The organism is Cellulomonas citrea, from assembly GCF_009829685.1.
Lineage (GTDB): Bacteria > Actinomycetota > Actinomycetes > Actinomycetales > Cellulomonadaceae > Cellulomonas > Cellulomonas citrea.
In genome coordinates this window covers 1-16743 of the sequence record NZ_VWSD01000062.1, presented here as the reverse complement: position 1 = coordinate 16743, position 16743 = coordinate 1, and the positions used below count along the sequence as shown (strand labels likewise).

General features: G+C 74.4%; 14 protein-coding genes and 1 pseudogene. 5 read left to right on the top strand and 10 right to left on the bottom strand.

All coding sequences use genetic code 11. The features are described from left to right. The first annotated feature begins 200 nt into the window (after positions 1–200). The gene (locus tag F2B26_RS08790) at positions 201–1073 is read left to right on the top strand and encodes a hypothetical protein (protein ID WP_159808457.1); all 873 of its coding nucleotides are present in this window, start codon (positions 201–203) and stop codon (positions 1071–1073) included. A 28-nt stretch (positions 1074–1101) separates the two neighbouring features. On the opposite strand, the gene F2B26_RS08785 is transcribed toward F2B26_RS08790, so the two are convergent. Beyond that, positions 1102–1803 carry an alpha/beta fold hydrolase gene (locus F2B26_RS08785; protein ID WP_159808455.1) on the bottom strand — a complete coding sequence of 234 codons (702 nt, stop codon included), beginning with the start codon at positions 1801–1803 and terminating at the stop codon, positions 1102–1104. Between the two features lie 114 nt (positions 1804–1917). Beyond that, positions 1918–2766: an SDR family oxidoreductase gene (locus F2B26_RS08780; protein ID WP_159808453.1), complete on the bottom strand. Its 849-nt coding sequence runs from the start codon at positions 2764–2766 to the stop codon at positions 1918–1920. Positions 2767–2957: 191 nt separating this feature from the next. On the opposite strand from F2B26_RS08780, the gene F2B26_RS08775 reads away from it, so the two are divergent. Next, positions 2958–4166 (top strand): methyl-accepting chemotaxis protein, encoded by a 1209-nt coding sequence (locus F2B26_RS08775; RefSeq protein ID WP_159808451.1) that lies wholly within the window; start codon positions 2958–2960, stop codon positions 4164–4166. Between the two features lie 36 nt (positions 4167–4202). Here the strand turns inward: F2B26_RS08775 and F2B26_RS08770 are convergent, their stop codons facing one another. From F2B26_RS08770 to F2B26_RS08745, 6 genes are all read right to left on the bottom strand, one after another. After that, on the bottom strand, positions 4203–6482 hold the full coding sequence (locus tag F2B26_RS08770) for a glycoside hydrolase family 31 protein (RefSeq protein ID WP_159808449.1): 2280 nt from the start codon (positions 6480–6482) through the stop codon (positions 4203–4205). An 80-nt stretch (positions 6483–6562) separates the two neighbouring features. Continuing rightward, positions 6563–7654: a glycoside hydrolase family 15 protein gene (locus tag F2B26_RS08765; protein ID WP_159808447.1), complete on the bottom strand. Its 1092-nt coding sequence runs from the start codon at positions 7652–7654 to the stop codon at positions 6563–6565. Between the two features lie 88 nt (positions 7655–7742). After that, the gene (locus tag F2B26_RS08760; RefSeq protein WP_159808445.1) at positions 7743–8999 is read right to left on the bottom strand and encodes an ABC transporter substrate-binding protein; all 1257 of its coding nucleotides are present in this window, start codon (positions 8997–8999) and stop codon (positions 7743–7745) included. Between the two features lie 35 nt (positions 9000–9034). Then, complete coding sequence (locus tag F2B26_RS08755; protein ID WP_159808443.1) at positions 9035–9856, bottom strand: carbohydrate ABC transporter permease; 822 nt, start codon at positions 9854–9856, stop codon at positions 9035–9037. Continuing rightward, the gene (locus F2B26_RS08750) at positions 9849–10778 is read right to left on the bottom strand and encodes a carbohydrate ABC transporter permease (protein WP_159808441.1); all 930 of its coding nucleotides are present in this window, start codon (positions 10776–10778) and stop codon (positions 9849–9851) included. The genes F2B26_RS08755 and F2B26_RS08750 overlap by 8 nt, the downstream gene beginning before the upstream one ends. Further along, the gene (locus F2B26_RS08745; protein ID WP_159808439.1) at positions 10775–11986 is read right to left on the bottom strand and encodes an ROK family transcriptional regulator; all 1212 of its coding nucleotides are present in this window, start codon (positions 11984–11986) and stop codon (positions 10775–10777) included. The genes F2B26_RS08750 and F2B26_RS08745 overlap by 4 nt, the downstream gene beginning before the upstream one ends. Positions 11987–12210: 224 nt before the next feature. On the opposite strand from F2B26_RS08745, the gene F2B26_RS08740 reads away from it, so the two are divergent. Together F2B26_RS08740 and F2B26_RS08735 are read left to right on the top strand one after the other, a co-directional pair. Then, positions 12211–13644 (top strand): SpoIIE family protein phosphatase, encoded by a 1434-nt coding sequence (locus tag F2B26_RS08740; RefSeq protein ID WP_159808437.1) that lies wholly within the window; start codon positions 12211–12213, stop codon positions 13642–13644. Between the two features lie 68 nt (positions 13645–13712). Then, positions 13713–14780 (top strand): GNAT family N-acetyltransferase, encoded by a 1068-nt coding sequence (locus F2B26_RS08735; RefSeq protein WP_159808435.1) that lies wholly within the window; start codon positions 13713–13715, stop codon positions 14778–14780. A gap of 22 nt (positions 14781–14802) precedes the next feature. On the opposite strand, the gene F2B26_RS08730 is transcribed toward F2B26_RS08735, so the two are convergent. Both F2B26_RS08730 and F2B26_RS08725 read right to left on the bottom strand, forming a co-directional pair. Continuing rightward, positions 14803–15540 (bottom strand): hypothetical protein, encoded by a 738-nt coding sequence (locus F2B26_RS08730; RefSeq protein WP_159808433.1) that lies wholly within the window; start codon positions 15538–15540, stop codon positions 14803–14805. A 61-nt stretch (positions 15541–15601) separates the two neighbouring features. Continuing rightward, entirely contained in the window at positions 15602–16597 is a 996-nt protein-coding gene (locus tag F2B26_RS08725; protein ID WP_159808459.1) for an ABC transporter ATP-binding protein, read from the bottom strand. A 20-nt stretch (positions 16598–16617) separates the two neighbouring features. Between F2B26_RS08725 and F2B26_RS17420 the strand changes: the two are divergent. Beyond that, positions 16618–16743: pseudogene (locus F2B26_RS17420) on the top strand (tryptophan synthase subunit beta); the annotation flags it as partial.

The following is a 16743-nucleotide window of genomic DNA, read 5'->3' as shown; positions in this document are numbered from 1 at the left end:
CAACGCCCGGGCCCGCGACGAGGCGGCCCGCACCCTCACCCGTGTGCGGCACGCGATGCGGATGGTGGTGTGAGGCGGCCCGGGGGGGCGGGCGGCGTGCGCCGCGATGGCGGTCCGGGCCGGGCGAGGTCGGGGTCACGACCTCACAACGATCGCACCGACACGTACCCGCGGCTCTGCTGCGCTGGGACCCTGACCAGGTGCGACGACGTGCGGCGGTGGTGATGCTCGCCCTGGCGGCGGGACTGCTCGCGGGCTGCGACCCGGCTCCCCCCGCGCCCGACGGGGAGGCACAGCTGTGGGTCATCGTCGGAGCGGACGGCCATGCCCGGACCGACGTCGTGCTGGACTCCGCCGACAGGTCGGACGACAAGCAGCTCGCGACGGCGCACGAGGTGGCCACGCGGCTGTTCCCGACCTCGACGGGCAGCACGCTCGTCATCGACCGCAACCGCCACGGCTACCCCTACGTGACGATCGACACCCCGGACGCCTACCAGCCGGGGGACGCGGTGACGTTCCCCCTCGACACCCGACCGGCCGTGAGCTGGTTGCTCGCCCACGGCATCAGCGCCGTCGGGGTGACGATCGAGGTGCCGCAGACCGACGGCCGGGTCGACTGGGAGCCTCCCCTCACCGGATCTGGACGATGGGGGCGATGGGACTGGCGCGGCATCACCGACGGCGCCGCCGCCCCGGCCGGCTCCGTGCGGCTCACGCCGAGTCTCGTGCCCCCTCTCGGCGCGGCAGCCACCCTCCTGGCCGCCCTGGCGCTGGCGGTCCTCTCGATCCGCATGCGGCGCGCGGGCCGGCGACGAACCGCCGTGCTCCTGTCGTGCGGTGCGCTGGCCGCCGCGGTCACGTTCAGCTGGCTCGACTACCTCGGATCGGCGATCGACACGCTCGGTGCGCGAGGCGTCCTGCACGGCGCGGCCGCACGGGCCGGCGCCCTGCTCCTGCCCCTCAACCTGTTGCTGCCGTCCGCCGCGCTCGTGCTCGTCGTGGCAGTCGCGTCTCGGGCGCAGCCAGGCGCGACCCCCGCCGCGCCGACGAGCGCACCGACGCCCGACTGACGGCGAGGGTCCCGCTCACCCGCCCCCGTCAGCCCGCGGCGCGCTCGACCGCCGCGATGACGAGGGCGGCCAGGTCGGCCGGACGGGACAGCTGCGGCCAGTGGCCCGTGGGCAGCTCGACGATCTCGACATCCTGCGCGCGGCCCAGCTCGGTGACGTACGGGTGGCCGCCGGCCATGAGCTCGCGCAGCAGGTCGGCCGACATGGTCGAGGAGATCACCGTGGCCGGCACCGCGTAGCGACGTTCGTCGTGCAGGTGCTGCGGACCGGCGGCGACGAGCGCCGGAACCGGCCGGGACCGCACCCGGAAGTCCTCGAGCAGGTCGGGGGTGAGCCCGGCGAGCTCCTCCGGCTCGAAGAAGCCCCATTCCGGCAGCGGGACCATGCCGTCGACCACCGGCAGGTCGTCGTTGACGACACCGCCCTCGCCGAGCGGGCCGGCGTCGACGTAGACCAGCCGGGCGACCGCGTCGGGCCGGGCGTCGGCGACCGCGTACGCGACCGCACCGCCGCCGCTGTGCCCGACGACGACGGCCGGCGCAGCGAGCCCGTCGAGCACCCGCACGACGGCCGCGGCCTGGTCGGCGAGCGTCACGTCGGTGGGGTCACCGGGGGTCAGACCGAGCGGGGTCACGGGGTGCGGCCGGTGCCCGGCAGCCGCGAGCGCGGCAGTCACCGGACCCCAGCTGGAGCCGTCGAGCCAGAAACCGGGGATGAGGATGACGTCCATGCCACGACGGTAGGAGCGACCACCCACATGCGCCCGCCCGGGCGCAGGGAGCCGGTACGGGGAGCGGCGGCGGGGTGGACGCCTCGGCCACCCCGCCGCCGCAGTCGTCCCTGCTCAGGCGATCGCGGCGCGCAGCGCGTCGGCCAGCGGGGTGGTCGGGCGGCCGATGAGCGTGCGCAGGTCGGCGGTGGCGTCGGCCAGCAGCCCGGCCTTGATCCCCGCGTCGGACGCGGCGAGGAACTGGGCGCCGCCCTCGGGCACCCCGGCCGCGACGAGCGCCGCGACGTACTCCTCGCCCGGCAGGTCGCGGTAGACGACTTCGCGGCCGATGAGCTCGCCGATCACGGCGGCGAGCTCGGGGAAGCTCCACGCGGTGTCGCCGGTGAGCTCGTAGACCTTGCCCTCGTGGCCCTCGCCGAGCAGCACGGCGGCGGCGGCCGCGGCGTAGTCGGCGCGCGTGGCGCTGGCGACGCGACCGTCGCCGGCTGCCCCGATGACCTCACCGGTGGCGCTGGCGGCCTGCACCGAGCCGACGTAGTTCTCCGTGTACCAGTTGTTGCGCAGGATGGTCCACGCCAGGCCGCTGGCCCGCAGCAGCTCCTCGGTGGCCCGGTGCTCCGGGGCCACGACCAGCTCGGACGTGTCGGCGTGCGGGGCGCTGGTGTAGACGATCCGGGCGACGCCCGCCGCGACGGCCGCGTCGATGACGGCCTGGTGCTGCGGCACGCGCTGCCCGACCTCGCTGGAGGAGACGAGCATGACGGTGTCGGCCCCGGCGAACGCGGCGGCGAGCGTCTCGGGCTTCGCGTAGTCGACGACGGCGGTCTGGACCCCGAGGTCCGCGACGGCCTCGGGGCGACGGGCCCCGGCGACGACGGTCGCCGGGTCGGCGCCCGCGGCGAGCAGCTCGGTGACGATGAGGCGGCCGAGGTGGCCGCTGGCTCCGGTGACGACGATCGACATGGGTCCTCCAGGTGTAGGGGTGGTGCCACCTGACCAACACGGCCGGTGGGGGCGCTCTTCCCATTTCGTTGAGCGTTCACCGACCTGGCCTGTGATGTGCGTCACGAATGCATCGGTCCGGGTGATGCGATGGATCAGCGTCGGGCCCGCACTGCCGATCCGAAGGGTTCGGCGTGCGAAGGAGGACGGCCATGTCCGGGACGAGGGCGCCCCGGCGTCGACGACTCACCCTGCTCACCCGGCTGGTGAGCGCGATCGTGGTCGCCGCCGCGGTGATGGGTGCCGCGATCGCCGCCACGATCGTCCGGCTCGTCCACCTGCGGTCACTGCCCGACAGCTCGCTGTCGCAGCGCACGGTCGCGGACGCCGCCTCGACGGCCTCGATGACGCTCGTCGTCGGGATCGTGCTGGCCGCCGCCACCGGAGCCGTGGGGGTCGCGATCGTCGGACGGGCGGTGCTGCACGACGCGCACGAGGTCCAGGCGGCACTCGACGCGCTCGCCGTCGGCGACCTCACCGTGCGCCCCGCGGTGCACCGCGACTACGAGCTCGGTGACATGGCCGCGGCGCTGTGCCGCAGCCTCACCGTCGTGGCCGCGACCCTCCGCCACGTCGAGGAGCTCGCCGAGCACGTGCGCACGGCCAGTGCCGAGCTGTCGGCCGCGGGCGGGCAGATGGCCGCCGAGGCGCGCACCACCAGCGGGCAGGCCGGCCTCGTGGCCGCCGCGGCCGAGCAGGTGAGCACCAACGTGCAGATGGTGGCTGCCGGCGCCGAGGAGATGGGGAGCTCGATCAGCGAGATCGCGCAGAACGCGTCGCAGGCGGCGAGGGTGGCGGCCCAGGCCACCGATGTCGCGGCCTCGACCAGCCAGCAGATGGCCCGGCTCGGGCTGTCGAGCCAGGAGATCGGGTCCGTCATCAGCACGGTGACCCAGATCGCGAAGCAGACGAACCTGCTGGCGCTCAACGCGACGATCGAGGCGGCCCGGGCCGGGGACGCAGGCAAGGGCTTCGCGGTGGTGGCCGGTGAGGTCAAGGACCTGGCCCAGGAGACCGCGAAGGCCACCGAGGACATCGCCCGCCGGGTGGAGGCGATCCAGTCCGAGACCGGCGGCGCGGTCGAGGCGATCGGTCGGATCGCCACGGTCGTGGCGCAGATCAACGACTACCAGAGCACCATCGCCGCGGCCGTCGAGGAGCAGACCGCCACCACCAACGAGATGAGCCGAGGGATCGCCGAGGCCGCGAGCGGGTCCGGCGAGATCGCCTCGAACATCACCGGGGTCGCCACGGCGGCGACCACCTCGACCGACATCGCCCAGCAGATGGGCACCGCCGTCGCCGACCTGGCCCGGCTCGCGGGCGAGCTCGCCGACGAGGTCGCGACCTTCACCTGCTGAGCCACCGACCAGGGCCCCGGGGCTCGGCCCCGCAGCTCAGCCCTCGAACACCGTGCGCATCCCGGCCGCCTGCTCCCGCAGGTAGACCGGCACGACATCGGTCGGCACGGCACGGGTGAGCACCGAGCCGCCGTCGTGCACCGACCCGTCCCACGCGTCGACCCAACGACCCGCGGGCAGGTACACCGACCACTCGTGCACGCCGGGCTCGGTCACCGGCGCGACCAGCACGTCGTCCCCGAGCTGGAACTGGCGCGGGAAGGCCCACACCGCCTCGTCGTGCGGGTGGTCGACGAACAGACCGCGCAGCAGCGGACGGTCGGTCGCGATCGTGCGCCGGGTCTGCTCGGCCAGGTACGGGCGCAGCCGCTCGCGCAGCTGGGCGTAGCGGCGGAACACCGGCACCACGCTGGCGTCACCGCTGGTCTCGGCGACGTTCCACGGCGTGCGGTCGCGCAGCGGCAGCCGGTGGTGGTTGAACTCGGAGTGGTACTGCATGAGCGGCAGGAAGGTCGAGGCGGCCACCGCCCGCAGGTACAGCTCGGCGTCCGGCACCGGGCCGGAGAAGCCGGCGATGTCCCAGCCCCAGTAGACGATGCCGCAGGACGCCGCCGTGATCCCGGCGTGCAGCGAGTGCCGGAACGCCTCCCAGGTCGAGTCCTCGTCCCCCGCCCAGAACGCGCCGTGCGCCTGCGACCCGGTGAACCCGGCGCGGGAGAACGTGACCGGCGCCTTGCCTGCCGAGCGCAGCAGGTCGCCGAACGCCTGCGCGTAGTGCACCGGGACGAGGTTGTTGCCCTCGTCGCCACGCCTGCCGTCGGCGTAGCGCAGCTCGTCGCCCCAGGCGTGCTCGCCGCCGTCGGTCTTGAACCCGTCGACCCCCAGGTCGGTGACGAGGTAGCGCCGGTACGCGGTCCAGGCCTCGCGGCCCGCCGGGGTGGACAGGTCGGGCATGACGGCGCGCGGGAACCACCAGCCGCGGTTGCGGTACGGCTGCCCGTCGGCCTCGCGGACCAGGTGACCGGCCTCGGCGAGCGCGCGACCGTCGGCGAGCACCTGGGCGCACTCCTCCGGGGTGCGCTCGACGTCGTCGCGGGCGATCGTCTCGTCGGTCTTGAGCAGCGGGATCTGCCAGAGCACCACCTTGATGCCGCGGGTGTGCATGTCCGCGACCCAGGCAGCCGGGTCCGGCCAGGCGCCGTCCGACGGGAAGGTGAAGTCCGCGCCGCGCCGGGGTGAGCCGTCCGTGTGCCGGGCGTAGCGGGCGTCGCGGAACTCGGTGATGCCGACCTCGTCGCTCCACGCCTCGACCACGACGACGCCCACCGGGATGTCGAGCTCGGCGTGGGTGTCCATCCGTCGGGTGACGATCTGCTGGCTGTTCCACTCGTTGCCCGAGGCCCACAGCGAGAACACCCAGTCCGGCAGCTCGGCCGCCCGGCCCACCTGGTCGCCGAACGCCCGCAGCACGGTCGCCACGTCCCCGTCCCACACGTCGACGTCGAGCGTGGGGGCGGCCGAACCGTCCAGCGCCGCCTCGACGACGAGCTCGTCGGGCGTGGCCGCACCGACGTCGAACCAGGTGCGGCGGCTGGTGCGGACGTGGAAGCCCCAGCCGTCAGCGCCGACGACGTGCGCGAACGGCATCGGCAAGTAGGTTCGCCCGTGCCGGCCCTGACCCTTGTACTGCTCGAAGACGACCGCGTCGGGGGTCCGTCCGCGCTGGTCGACCGCGTCGAACCGTTCGCCGAACCCGACGACGTGCTCCGTCGGCGCCAGCCGCAACGCGAACCGCACCCGGTGCACACCGTCGGCATCGGCCCACCACTGCACCGACCCGGGCACCAGCCGGGGGTGCTCCGCGGCGCCGGCGACCCGCAGCGTGCCGCGTCCGGGCTGCCAGCGGCCCGCGCTCACCGGGTACCAGGGGCCGGTCCAGGCGGTGCCGTCGGGCAGTCGCGCCTCGAACCGGTACCGGGCGCCACCCTCGGCCTGCAGCGGGGGGAGCAGCGCGTGCCAGGCCCCGTCCTGGTGCAGCGCCGAGGCCTGCACCTCGGCCAGGTGCCCCTCGCCGCCGGCCAGGGCGGCCGGGTCGACGCCCGCGGCGGCCCCGGGGCTCAGCGCTACCGCGGTGTCATCGCCCCAGCCGTCGAGCCGGCAGACCACGTCGACCAGGCCACCGCTCACCACGACCCCCACCGTGACGGGTTCGCCGAGCTGCGGCCGGACGGGGACGCGCTGGTCCACCGAGGCCGCGTACGGGTGCCCGTCACCGGCGGGGCGGTGCCGGACGGCGGGGGCGGGGCTGCTGGTCATCGTGGTCTCCGGATGCTGCGGGACGGGCTGGGAGGGTCGGACGGGTGGGGAGCCGGGCGGGGGTGCAGGGGCGACCAGGCTCAGGGCTGGCCGAGGTCGTGCCACAGCCGCAGGTACTGGCCGTGGCTCCACAGCAGCGGTGTGGCGACCTCGCCCCAGCGCTCGACCCACTCGGCCCGGTGCGCCGGGGCGAGCAGGTGGTCGGCGACCTGCTCGGGCAGCAGACCGTCGGCGGTCGCCGTCGAGGCGGCCCAGTCCAGCGCGGCCCGCGCGCCGGGGGCGTCACCGGTGGCCAGCAGCCCCTGACCGAGCAGACAGCTGAGCAGCGGCCACTGCCCGCCGCCGTAGAACACGTCGTCGCCGAACCGGTGCACCCCGCCGTCGACAGCGAGCGAGGTGCGCACCGCCCGGACCGTGCCGACGGCGACCGGGTCGGCCGGGTCGAGCCAGCGCATCGGGCCCACCAGCGCGCACAGCGAGGCGTCCGGGTCGGTGCGGCCGAACCACTTGGTGAGGTGCCCGTCGATGGTGCCGCGCTCGGCGACCAGCGCCCTGATCTGCGCGGCGGCCTGCTGCGCGCGCCGGGCCCGGTCGCCGTCGAGCACACCTGCGGTGAGCACCGCCTCGAGCCCCGCGCCGATGCAGCCGAGGGTCGAGACGTGCACCTGCTCGCTGTGCTCCTCCCACCAGTCGAAGCACGGCCGGCGCCAGGAGGCCACGAGGTAGTCGACGGACAGCTCGATCGCACCGGCCCAGCGGCCCAGGTCGCGCCCGTGCCGCCGGGCGTGCTCGACCACGGCCCACAGCCACGTGCCGTAGCCGTCGAGCTGGAAGTCCCACCAGTCGTCGTCCGCGATCGCGCCGTCGAACCGGAACCGGGCGGGCAGCATCTGGTCGTCCGGCACCGGGTGCCCGTCGCGTGCGCCCGCGACCACCGCGGCGACCGTGCCCGCCTGCTGCGCCAGCGTGCCGGCGCACCAGTCGAAGAAGCTGTCCGCCGACCCGACCGCCCCGGCCGCCGAGGCGCCGTCGGCGATGAACGAGCCGTCGCGGAACCAGCAGAACCCGCGGTAGGCGGAGAACGTGGGGCTGGCCGGGTAGGCGCCCGAGGGCTGCTGGTGGCCGACGATCACGTCGAGCGACGAGGTGGCGAGCGCGGTGAGGGTCGACATGCGGACCTCCGGGGGTGGGTGGCGCGACGGCGCCGGGGACGAGGCGGTCACGCGGGGGACGGCGCCTGCCGTCCCCCGCGTGCCGTGCTCAGCCGAGCAGGGCGTTGACCTCGGTCTCGGCCTGGTCGAGGGCCTGCTGCACGGTGAGCCGGCCGGCGGCCGCCTCGGTGAGCTTCTCGCTGACGACGTCCTGCATCTTGGTCTGGTTGTCCCCGATGGACGGGGCCAGCGCCACGGCGTCGAGCGAGTCGAAGACCGCCTGCCGGTTGGCCGGGGTGCCCTTGGTCAGGTACGACGCGAGCGCGGACTCGTCGGACGTCGGCGGCAGCTCCCACCCGGCGTCGAGGCGCACGCTCACCGTCGTGGGCGAGGAGGTGAGGAACTGGGCCCACTTCTGCGCGGCCTCCTTGTGCGCAGAGGTGGCCGAGACGCCGACCGCGTTGGAGAACAGCGCGCTGGCCTTGGTGGTGTCACCCGGCTCGACCGCGACGTCCCAGCCGAACGGCTGCTGGCCGACGACGCCGAACATCCAGCTGCCGGAGTGCCACATGGCGAGCTTGCCGGCGGTGAACAGGTTCTTGTCGAAGTCCGCCGTGCCCGCACCCTGCTCGGTGGTCGGCATCACGGTGCCGGACTTGCCGACCAGCCACTGCGCGGCGGCCTTGCCTGCCGCGTCGTTGAACGCCGCCTTCTTGCCGTCCTTCGACAGGAACGAGCCGCCGGCCTGCGCGACCGCCTTGTAGAACTCGTAGTAGCTGATCGGCTGGTAGTCGCCCCAGACACCGGCCGAGGCGTTCGTGAGCTTCTCCGCCGCGGCCTTCTCGTCGGCCCAGGTCCAGCTGGAGGTCGGGTAGCTCACCCCGGCCGCGTCGAACAGCGCCTTGTTGTAGAAGAGCACCACCGTGGAGAAGGACGACGGCAGCGCGTACTGGGTGCCGTCGGTCTGGTAGGCGTCGAGGAGCGAGGGCTTGTAGGCCGCGCCGTCGACACCGTCGAGCGGGGCGAGCACCCCGCTGCTCTGCAGCGCCGCGTACCCGGCGTACTCCATGTCGAACACGTCGGCGGCGGTGCCACCGGCGAGGTCGGTCTGCAGCGCCGTGAAGTAGTCGGCGTAGGGCAGCGTCGTGACCTTCACCGTGATGTCGGGGTTCGCGGCCTCGAACGCGTCGACGATCTTCGTGAGGTTGGCCTCGTTGCCGCCGTTGGAGATGAAGTTCGAGTAGGTGATGGTCACCTTCCCGTCGGACGACGAGCTCGCGCCGGAGGACGCCGAGCCGGAGCAACCGGCGAGCGCGAGGGCGGACGCGGTCACCAGGGCGGCGGCCACGCGGGGGGCACGGGACATGACAGATCTCCTTCGATCGATCGGTGAGGTGCGGACTACTTGAGGCCGGTTCCGGCGATGCCCTGGATGATGTGGCGCTGGGCGACGAGGTAGAGCGCGAGCATCGGCAGCACGGAGACCACCGAGCCGGCCATGAGCACGTCCCAGCGGGTCGAGTACTGCCCGACGAGGGACGCGAGCGCGAGCGGCAGGGTCTTGAGCTCGGCGGAGCGCAGGATGACCAGCGGCCACAGGAACGAGTTCCAGCTGCTCATGAACGAGAAGACGGCGAAGGTCGCGACGGCCGGCCGCACCAGCGGCATGACGACCATCCCGAAGATCCGCAGGTGCCCGGCGCCGTCGATGGTGGCGGCCTCGTCGAGCTCACGCGGGACGGTGCTCATCGCCTGGCGCAGCAGGAAGATGCCGAACACCGAGGCCACCCCGGGCAGCAGCACACCGAGGTAGGTGTCGACCAGCCCCCACGTCTTCATCTGCACGAACAGCGGGACGAGCAGCACCTGCATCGGGATCATCATGGTGACCAGGTACGCGGTGAAGACCACCTGCCGGCCGGGGAACTCGATCCGGGCGAACACGTAGGCGGCCAGCGAGCTGGTGACGATCTGCACGACGACGGTGGTGACGGCCAGACCCGCCGAGTTGAGCACGACCCGGGCGAACGGGGTGCGCCGGAACAGCTCGGCGTACCCGGCCCAGGACGGGTCGGCCGGCACGATCGCCGGGGTCGAGCTCAGACCCGCACCGCTGGTGAGCGAGGTGACGACGGTCCACCAGAACGGGAAGAACATGGCCAGCGCACCGAGCGCCAGCACCACCCAGAGCAGGACCGCACGCGGCCGGGAGAGCCTAGGCATCGTGCACCCACCGGCGCTGGCCCCACATCTGCACCACGGTGATCGCCAGGATCACCACGAAGAGCATCCACGACAGCGCGGCGCCCTGACCGGCGTGGGCGTAGTGGAACGTGAGGTCGTAGACCTGCTGGACCACCACCTCCGACGAGCCGGCCGGCCCGCCCCCGGTCATCGCGTACACCTGGTCGAACACCTGGAACCCGTTGATGAGCGAGATGACGACGACGAAGAAGATCGACGGTGACAGCAGCGGGATCGTGATGGACCACAGCCGGCGCCAGGACCCCGCACCGTCGAGCACGGCGGCCTCGACGACGTCCTCGCCGATGGACTGCAGCCCGGCGAGCAGGATGACCATGACGAACCCGAGGTCCTTCCAGGCCGAGGCGATGATCACCGAGGGCATCGCCCATGCCGGGTCGGCCCACCAGCCGGGACCGTCGATGCCGAGCGCACCGAGCACCTGGTTGACCACCCCGACCGACGGGTTGAGCAGCCAGCGCCAGACGAGGGCGACCGCGATCCAGCTGGTGATGACCGGCAGGAAGTAGATGCCGCGCAGCGCGGTGCGACCGCGCAGCGGCTGGTTGAGCGCGAGGGCGAGGGCCAGCCCGCCGATGAGCACGAGCGGCAGGTACCCGGCGACGTACTCGAGCGTGTGCCCGAAGGCGGCCCGGGTGGACGGGTCGGCGAGCAGGTCGGTGTAGTTGCGCAGCCCGACCCAGGTCATGGGCGAGATGAGGTTCCACTTGTGCAGGCTGATCCAGCCGGCCCGCACCATGGGGATGTAGACGAACAGCACGAGCGGCACCGCACTGGGGGCCAGGAAGCCGATGATCACCGGCCACGGGTACCGGCGGCGTCGGCCGCGCGGTGCCGCCGTGCGCTCGAGGGTGGCGGCGGGTGCCGCGAGCGCGGTCATCGCCGCCCGCCCGCGGCCGTCTGGTCGACGAGGCGTTGCCGCACGAGCCGGCCCTGCTCACCGGAGCGCCCGTCGGTCTCGAACGGCGTGGCGAGCACGAGGCTGGCCGCGCCCTGCGCCCAGCGGTCGTCCTGCCACTGCTCGACGGAGACCTCGAGGCCGCGCAGGTGCGGCAGCAGCCCGCGCCGGAAGGCCGGTTCGAAGCCGACGGCCCAGTGCGCCCAGCCCGAGACGCCTTCGCCGAGCAGGATGAGCAGCTCGGGGTCGAGCACGTTGACCACCCCGGCGAGGGTCCAGCCGAGCAGCCGACCGGCCTCGGCGAGCACGGTGCGGGCACCGTCGTCGCCCTCGTAGGCCCGGATGTGCAGCAGCTCGATGGGGTCGCCGTCGCCGATCACACCACGCGCCCGCGCGGCCTGCAGCAGCGCCTGCTCGCCGATGAGGGCCTCGAGGCAGCCTCGGTTGCCGCACTGGCACACCGGTCCGTCGGGCACGACCGGGACGTGGCCGATCTGCCCGGCGCTGCCCGAGCCGCCGCGCAGCACGGTGCCCTCGGCGACGAGCCCGCCGCCGATCCCGGTGCCGAGCGTGACGACGAGGAACGTCTCGTGCGCCCGGCCCTGGCCGTAGAGGGTCTGGGCCAGCGTGAGCGCGTTGACGTTGTTCTCCACGAGCACGGGCAGCTCGTGGTCGCGGCGCAGCGTGGGCCCGACGGGGTACTGCGACCACTGCAGCTGGCTGGAGTCGACGACGCCGCGGGACGGCACGTCGACGTTGCCGGGCAGCCCGACGCCGATGCCGAGCAGCGGTTCGTCGGTGCCGGCGAGGAAGTCCCCGACGAGCTGGGAGAGCCGGGTGAGGGCGTCGGGCGCGAAGGCGTCGTAGGCCTCGGTGGCGGTCCGGGTGACCGCCCCGTCGATGCGGACCTCGACGAGGGTGACGTGGTCGGCGACGACCTTGACCCCGACGGCGTTCCCCGCCGCGGCGGTGAGGCCGAGCAGCCGGGCGGGTCGCCCGCCCTGGGACGGCACCTGGTCGAGCTCGGTGAGCAGCCCGTCGGCGATGAGCTGCTTGGTCAGCTGGGTGATGAGGGCCGAGGAGACGTTGAGCCGCCGTGCCAGGTCGGCACGCGAGGCAGGTCCCTGGGCGCCGATCTGCGCCAGCACGGCCGTGCGGGTGACATCGACCCCACCGCTCGCACGTGACATCCTCAACCCCTTTGTTAAGTCCTTTAGTTACCCTAGAGCAGGGTCGTCAGGACGCGCAAGGGGGTGCCGGCAACCGCTCCGGCTGCGGTTCGCGCCGGCGCCGGTTAGCGTCATCGATGCGCCGCAGCAGGGGCTCCGAGCGCCGGCCGGAAGGAGCTGACGTGTCGGACCGGAGCGGCAGTGCACGACGCCCTCCGGCAGGTCGCCACCGCCACCCCGAGGACGTGCTGCGCCTGCAGGAGGCGCTGCTCCCGACCTCCGTCCCGCTGCTGCCGCACGCCGACGTCGCCGCCACCTACGTGCCCGCCTCGCGCCCGCAGGACGTCGGCGGCGACTGGTTCGACGCCGCCTCGCTCGCCGACGGCCGGCTCGTGCTGTCCGTCGGCGACGTCGTGGGCAGCGGGCTCGACGCGGTCGCCGTCATGGGCCAGCTGCGTGCGGTGCTGTCCGCCCGCCTGTTCGAGTCCGCCTCCCTGCCGCAGGCCGTCGACGCCGTCGAGGCGCTCGCGTCACGGACCTCCGGCGCCTTCGCCACCACGCTGTGCGCGGCCACGCTCGACCCGGCGACCGGCACACTCGACTACCTCACCCGCGGCCACCCCGGTCCGTTGGTGCTGAGCGCCCGCGGCGCCCGGCGGCTGCCCCCCACCGGCGACGGGCCGCTCGGCACCCGGCACGGCGGCGCCGTCGGCAGCACCCGGCTCGAGGTCGGCGACACGGTGCTGCTGTTCACCGACGGGCTGTTCGAGCACCCCGACCTCGAGCCCGGCGCCGGTCTGGCCCGGGTGCTCGACGTCGCCGACGGTCTCGCGCGCGGCGGGCGCGACCTGTCCCCGCAACGGCTGTGCGCCGACCTCACCGACGAGCTCGGCATCCGAGGCTTCGCGGACGACGTCACCCTGCTCGCCGTGCGCTACCGGTCGGCGCCGGCCTCGCTCGACCTGGAGCTCACCGGCGGCGCCGAGCGGCTCGGGCACGTGCGGGCCGCGTTCGGCGACTGGGCGCACGACCTGGGCCTGGCCCGCGAGGACCGGCGCCGCCTCGTGCTGGGGGTGAGCGAGCTGGTCGCCAACGCCGTCGAGCACGGGTACGGGGGCCGCCCCGGTGGCCCCGTCCGGGTGCACGCCGAGCTCACCGGAACCGCGATGGTGCTGGTGAGCGTCACCGACCAGGGCACCTGGCGTGAGCCCACCCCGCACCCCGGCGACCGCGGGCGCGGACTGTCGATGAGCGCCGCGCTCGGGCTGCGGATCGAGCTCGGCATCGAGCCCGGCGGCACCCGGGCGACCATCGAGACGCCGGCCCGGCGCGCCCTGCAGCTGGTGCCCGGCCACCCGCTCGACACCGTCGTGAGCGAACCGGCCAGGCTCACCATCGAGGCCTCCGACCACGCCGTCGTGCACGTCTCCGGGCCGCTCACGTCGCGCAGCACGGCGCTGCGGCTGGCCGCCGAGGTGCGCCGGGTCTCGCGCAACGGCCTGGTCCCGGTGCAGGTCGACGTGCGCAAGGTGACGCACCTGGGCAGCATCGGCATCGCCGTCCTCGAGGAGCTGCTCGAGCTGGCCGGGGCGCACGACGTGCAGGTGGTGGCCACCGGCGGCTCGGCCGCCGCCCAGGCGCTCGAGCTGGCCGGCACCCCCTTCACCGACGCGCGCTGAGCGGCCGCACCGGGCCGCGGCGGCGAAAAGCCCTCGCGCGGGCGCGCACCGGTCGGCACGCTGACCCGATGACCACCGTCACCGAGCTCGCCCCGCCCACCGGCCCCGACGACCCCGACCTGGCCGCGCTGCTCGAGGCCGAGCTCGACATCCTCGCCGACGTGTGGGGCCACCACGACTTCGCCACGACGGGCCGCGAGCGCTGGGGCCAGGTCGCCGACACGCGCGACGTCCGCCACGTCGTGCTCGTCGCGCGGGAGGGCTCCGAGGTGCTCGGCTACTCCGAGCTCGAGATCCCGGTGCTCGACAACGACCACCTGCTCTACGCAGACCTGGCCGTGCGCCCGGCCCACCGCCGCAGGGGCCTGGGTGCGGCGCTGTGGGAGGCGACCTGCGACCTGGCCCGCCGGGAGGGACGACGCACCGTCCTGGCCGGGGTGGACCAGCGCACCGAACCGGCGCCCGGCCCCGGCACCCTGGCCCCGGCGACCGGCTCGGGCCTGGTGCGCGCGGACCAGCCCGGGGTGCGGTTCGCCCTCGACCGCGGGCTCACGCTCGAGCAGGTGGACCGCTACTCGGTGCTCCGGGTGCCGCTGCCGCCGTCCGAGCTCGCGGCGCACCACGACGGCGCCGCCGCAGTCGCCGGACCGCACGGGTACGAGGCCGTCACCTGGGTCGACCGCTGCCCCGACGCGCTCGTCGACGGGCTCGCCGTCCTCGAGCAGGCGATGAGCACCGACGCCCCGCTCGGTGGCGTCGACTGGCACGAGGAGCCCTGGGACGCCGCCCGGGTCCGACGGATGGAGGACCGGCGCGCGCTCTCCGGTCGGCGCACGCTCACCGCCGGTGCCGTGCACCGGGCGACCGGGGAGCTCGCGGCGTTCAGCCAGATCGTGCTGCCGGCGCGCCCGGACTTCGCCTGGCAGGTCGACACCCTGGTCCGCGCCGACCACCGCGGGCACCGGCTCGGCATGCTGGTCAAGACCACCAACCTGGCCCTGCTCGCCCAGCAGGCCCCGGGCGTGCGGCGGGTCGGCACCTGGAACGCCGAGGAGAACGCCCCGATGCTCGCGATCAACGTCGCCCTCGGGTTCGCCCGGTCGGGCGGGTCGAGCACCTGGCAGCGCGAGCTGTAGGCCCACGCCGCCGGTCGGCCGGTCAGGACGCGGGGACCGGCGCCCGCCACCAGTCGCCCCAGCGGCGCACCACCTCGGCGCGCAGCCGGTCGTCCAGCCCGTAGGTGGACAGCACGACGTCGATCTCACCGTGCGGCGGGCGGACGGCCGCCGGGTGCTCCATGACGACGAGCAGCGACTCGGCGAACCCGTGCAGGTGCACCCCGAACTGCAGGGCCGTGCGGTAGAGCAGCGTGCCGCCCACCATCGTGCCGTCCGGCCGACGGGCCGCGACGTGCCCTCCGACCGGCACCCCGTGCACCCCGTGCAGCCCGATCCGGTCGAGCAGCCGTTCACGCGGCGGTCCGGCGTCCAACCGCCGGGCCGTCCAGGTGTGGCGGTCCTCGCCCGGGTGCACGGCGAGGGCGAACCGCAGCTGGTGGGCGTCGGCGGTCCAGGACTCGTCGAGCGAGTCGCGCACGCCGTCGTAGAACGACAGCCCCTCGTGGCTGGGCCGGTCGACGACGAGCAGGGTGCGCGCCGGGTCACCCGTCGGCGCCAGCCCCAGCACGGTGCCGTCCGACCAGTGCAGCTCGCGCCGGCGTCCGTCGTTGACCACGCGGGCCGCGGCGAAGAACACCCGGTCGATGCGTTCGTCCAGGTCAGGGGCCTCCCAGGCGAACCAGCGGCGGATCAGTGCGCGGTCGCGAAGATGTGCCCAGGCCGTGTCGGCGTCGGCGTTCAGGTCCAGCGCCACGATGCGGCGGCGATCGAGCGTCATTGCACATCACCTCACCCCCGACGGTACGCGGCGACGGACGGCGGAGCGACCGAACGCGAGGTCAGGACGGGACCAGGGCCAGCGCGGTCGGGTCGATCGTGAGGTGCACACGCCCGCCGGGCTCCGCCCACCAGCCCACCGGGGCGCGCGCCGTGAGGGCGCCCAGGCCGGGCACCTCGACGTCGACCTCGGTGCGGCCCCGCCGGGCGTGCACCCGTCGCACCGTGCCGACGAGCGGCGAGTCCGTCGCCCGGGAGCCACCCGCAGGGGCGTCCTCGTGCGCACCGTCGTGCACGACGAGCGCACCGGGAGCCAGCGCGACGACCCCACCCGCGGACGCACGGTCCCGCACCGCACGGTCCCCCACCGCACCGTCGAGCGCCGCGCGCAACGGCGCCGCCGCCGGGTCGTCGACCGCGACGAACGCCTCGTAGCCGAGGAACCGGGCGACCTCCTCCGAGGCCGGCGCCCGCCACAGCCGGGCCGGGGTGTCGATCTGGGCGATCCGGCCGGCGGCCATCACCGCGACCTCGTCGGCCACCGCGAACGCCTCGTCCTGGTCGTGCGTGACGAACACCGCCGTCGTCCCGGTGGTCTCGAGCACCGCGCGCAGGTCGGTGGCGAGGCGGTCGCGCAGCGCGCGGTCGAGGGCGGAGAGCGGTTCGTCGAGCAGCAGCAGCCGGGGCCGGGGGGCCAACGACCGGGCGAGGGCGACGCGCTGCCGCTCCCCGCCGGACAACGTCGCGACGTCGCGCCGCTGCGACCCCGGCAGCCCCACGAGCTCGAGCAGCCGGGCCACCTGCGGGGCCCGCTCCGGCCCGCGGGGCAGCCCGTAGCCGACGTTGCCTGCGACGTCCCGGTGCGCGAACAGCTGACCGTCCTGGAACAGCAGCCCGAACCCGCGCCGGTGCACCGGGACCTCACCGACGTCTGCCCCGTCCCACGTCACCTGCCCGGCGACGGGCCGTTCCAGCCCGGCGACCGCCCGCAGCAGCGAGGACTTGCCGCAGCCGGACGGGCCGAGCAGCGCGAGAACCCGCCCGGGGGCGAGGGTCAGGTCGACCCCGTCGACGGCGCGCCGCGCTCATGGACCTGGACTGCACGGTCTACATGGGTGAGGAGGACACCCGCCGCCAGGCGCTCAACGTCGCTCGGATGCGGCTGCTGGGTGCCGAGGTCGTGCCGGTGAAGATCGGCTCACGC

Excerpts from the sequence above, each read along its gene's own strand:
- F2B26_RS08765 (WP_159808447.1), bottom strand. The coding sequence starts at position 7,654 with ATGTCGACCCTCACCGCGCTCGCCACCTCGTCGCTCGACGTGATCGTC.
- F2B26_RS08750 (WP_159808441.1), bottom strand. The coding sequence starts at position 10,778 with ATGACCGCGCTCGCGGCACCCGCCGCCACCCTCGAGCGCACGGCGGCA.
- F2B26_RS08785 (WP_159808455.1), bottom strand. The coding sequence starts at position 1,803 with ATGGACGTCATCCTCATCCCCGGTTTCTGGCTCGACGGCTCCAGCTGG.
- F2B26_RS08760 (WP_159808445.1), bottom strand. The coding sequence starts at position 8,999 with ATGTCCCGTGCCCCCCGCGTGGCCGCCGCCCTGGTGACCGCGTCCGCC.
- F2B26_RS08775 (WP_159808451.1), top strand. The coding sequence starts at position 2,958 with ATGTCCGGGACGAGGGCGCCCCGGCGTCGACGACTCACCCTGCTCACC.
- F2B26_RS08780 (WP_159808453.1), bottom strand. The coding sequence starts at position 2,766 with ATGTCGATCGTCGTCACCGGAGCCAGCGGCCACCTCGGCCGCCTCATC.
- F2B26_RS08730 (WP_159808433.1), bottom strand. The coding sequence starts at position 15,540 with ATGACGCTCGATCGCCGCCGCATCGTGGCGCTGGACCTGAACGCCGAC.
- F2B26_RS08770 (WP_159808449.1), bottom strand. The coding sequence starts at position 6,482 with ATGACCAGCAGCCCCGCCCCCGCCGTCCGGCACCGCCCCGCCGGTGAC.
- F2B26_RS08735 (WP_159808435.1), top strand. The coding sequence starts at position 13,713 with ATGACCACCGTCACCGAGCTCGCCCCGCCCACCGGCCCCGACGACCCC.
- F2B26_RS08755 (WP_159808443.1), bottom strand. The coding sequence starts at position 9,856 with ATGCCTAGGCTCTCCCGGCCGCGTGCGGTCCTGCTCTGGGTGGTGCTG.
- F2B26_RS08745 (WP_159808439.1), bottom strand. The coding sequence starts at position 11,986 with ATGTCACGTGCGAGCGGTGGGGTCGATGTCACCCGCACGGCCGTGCTG.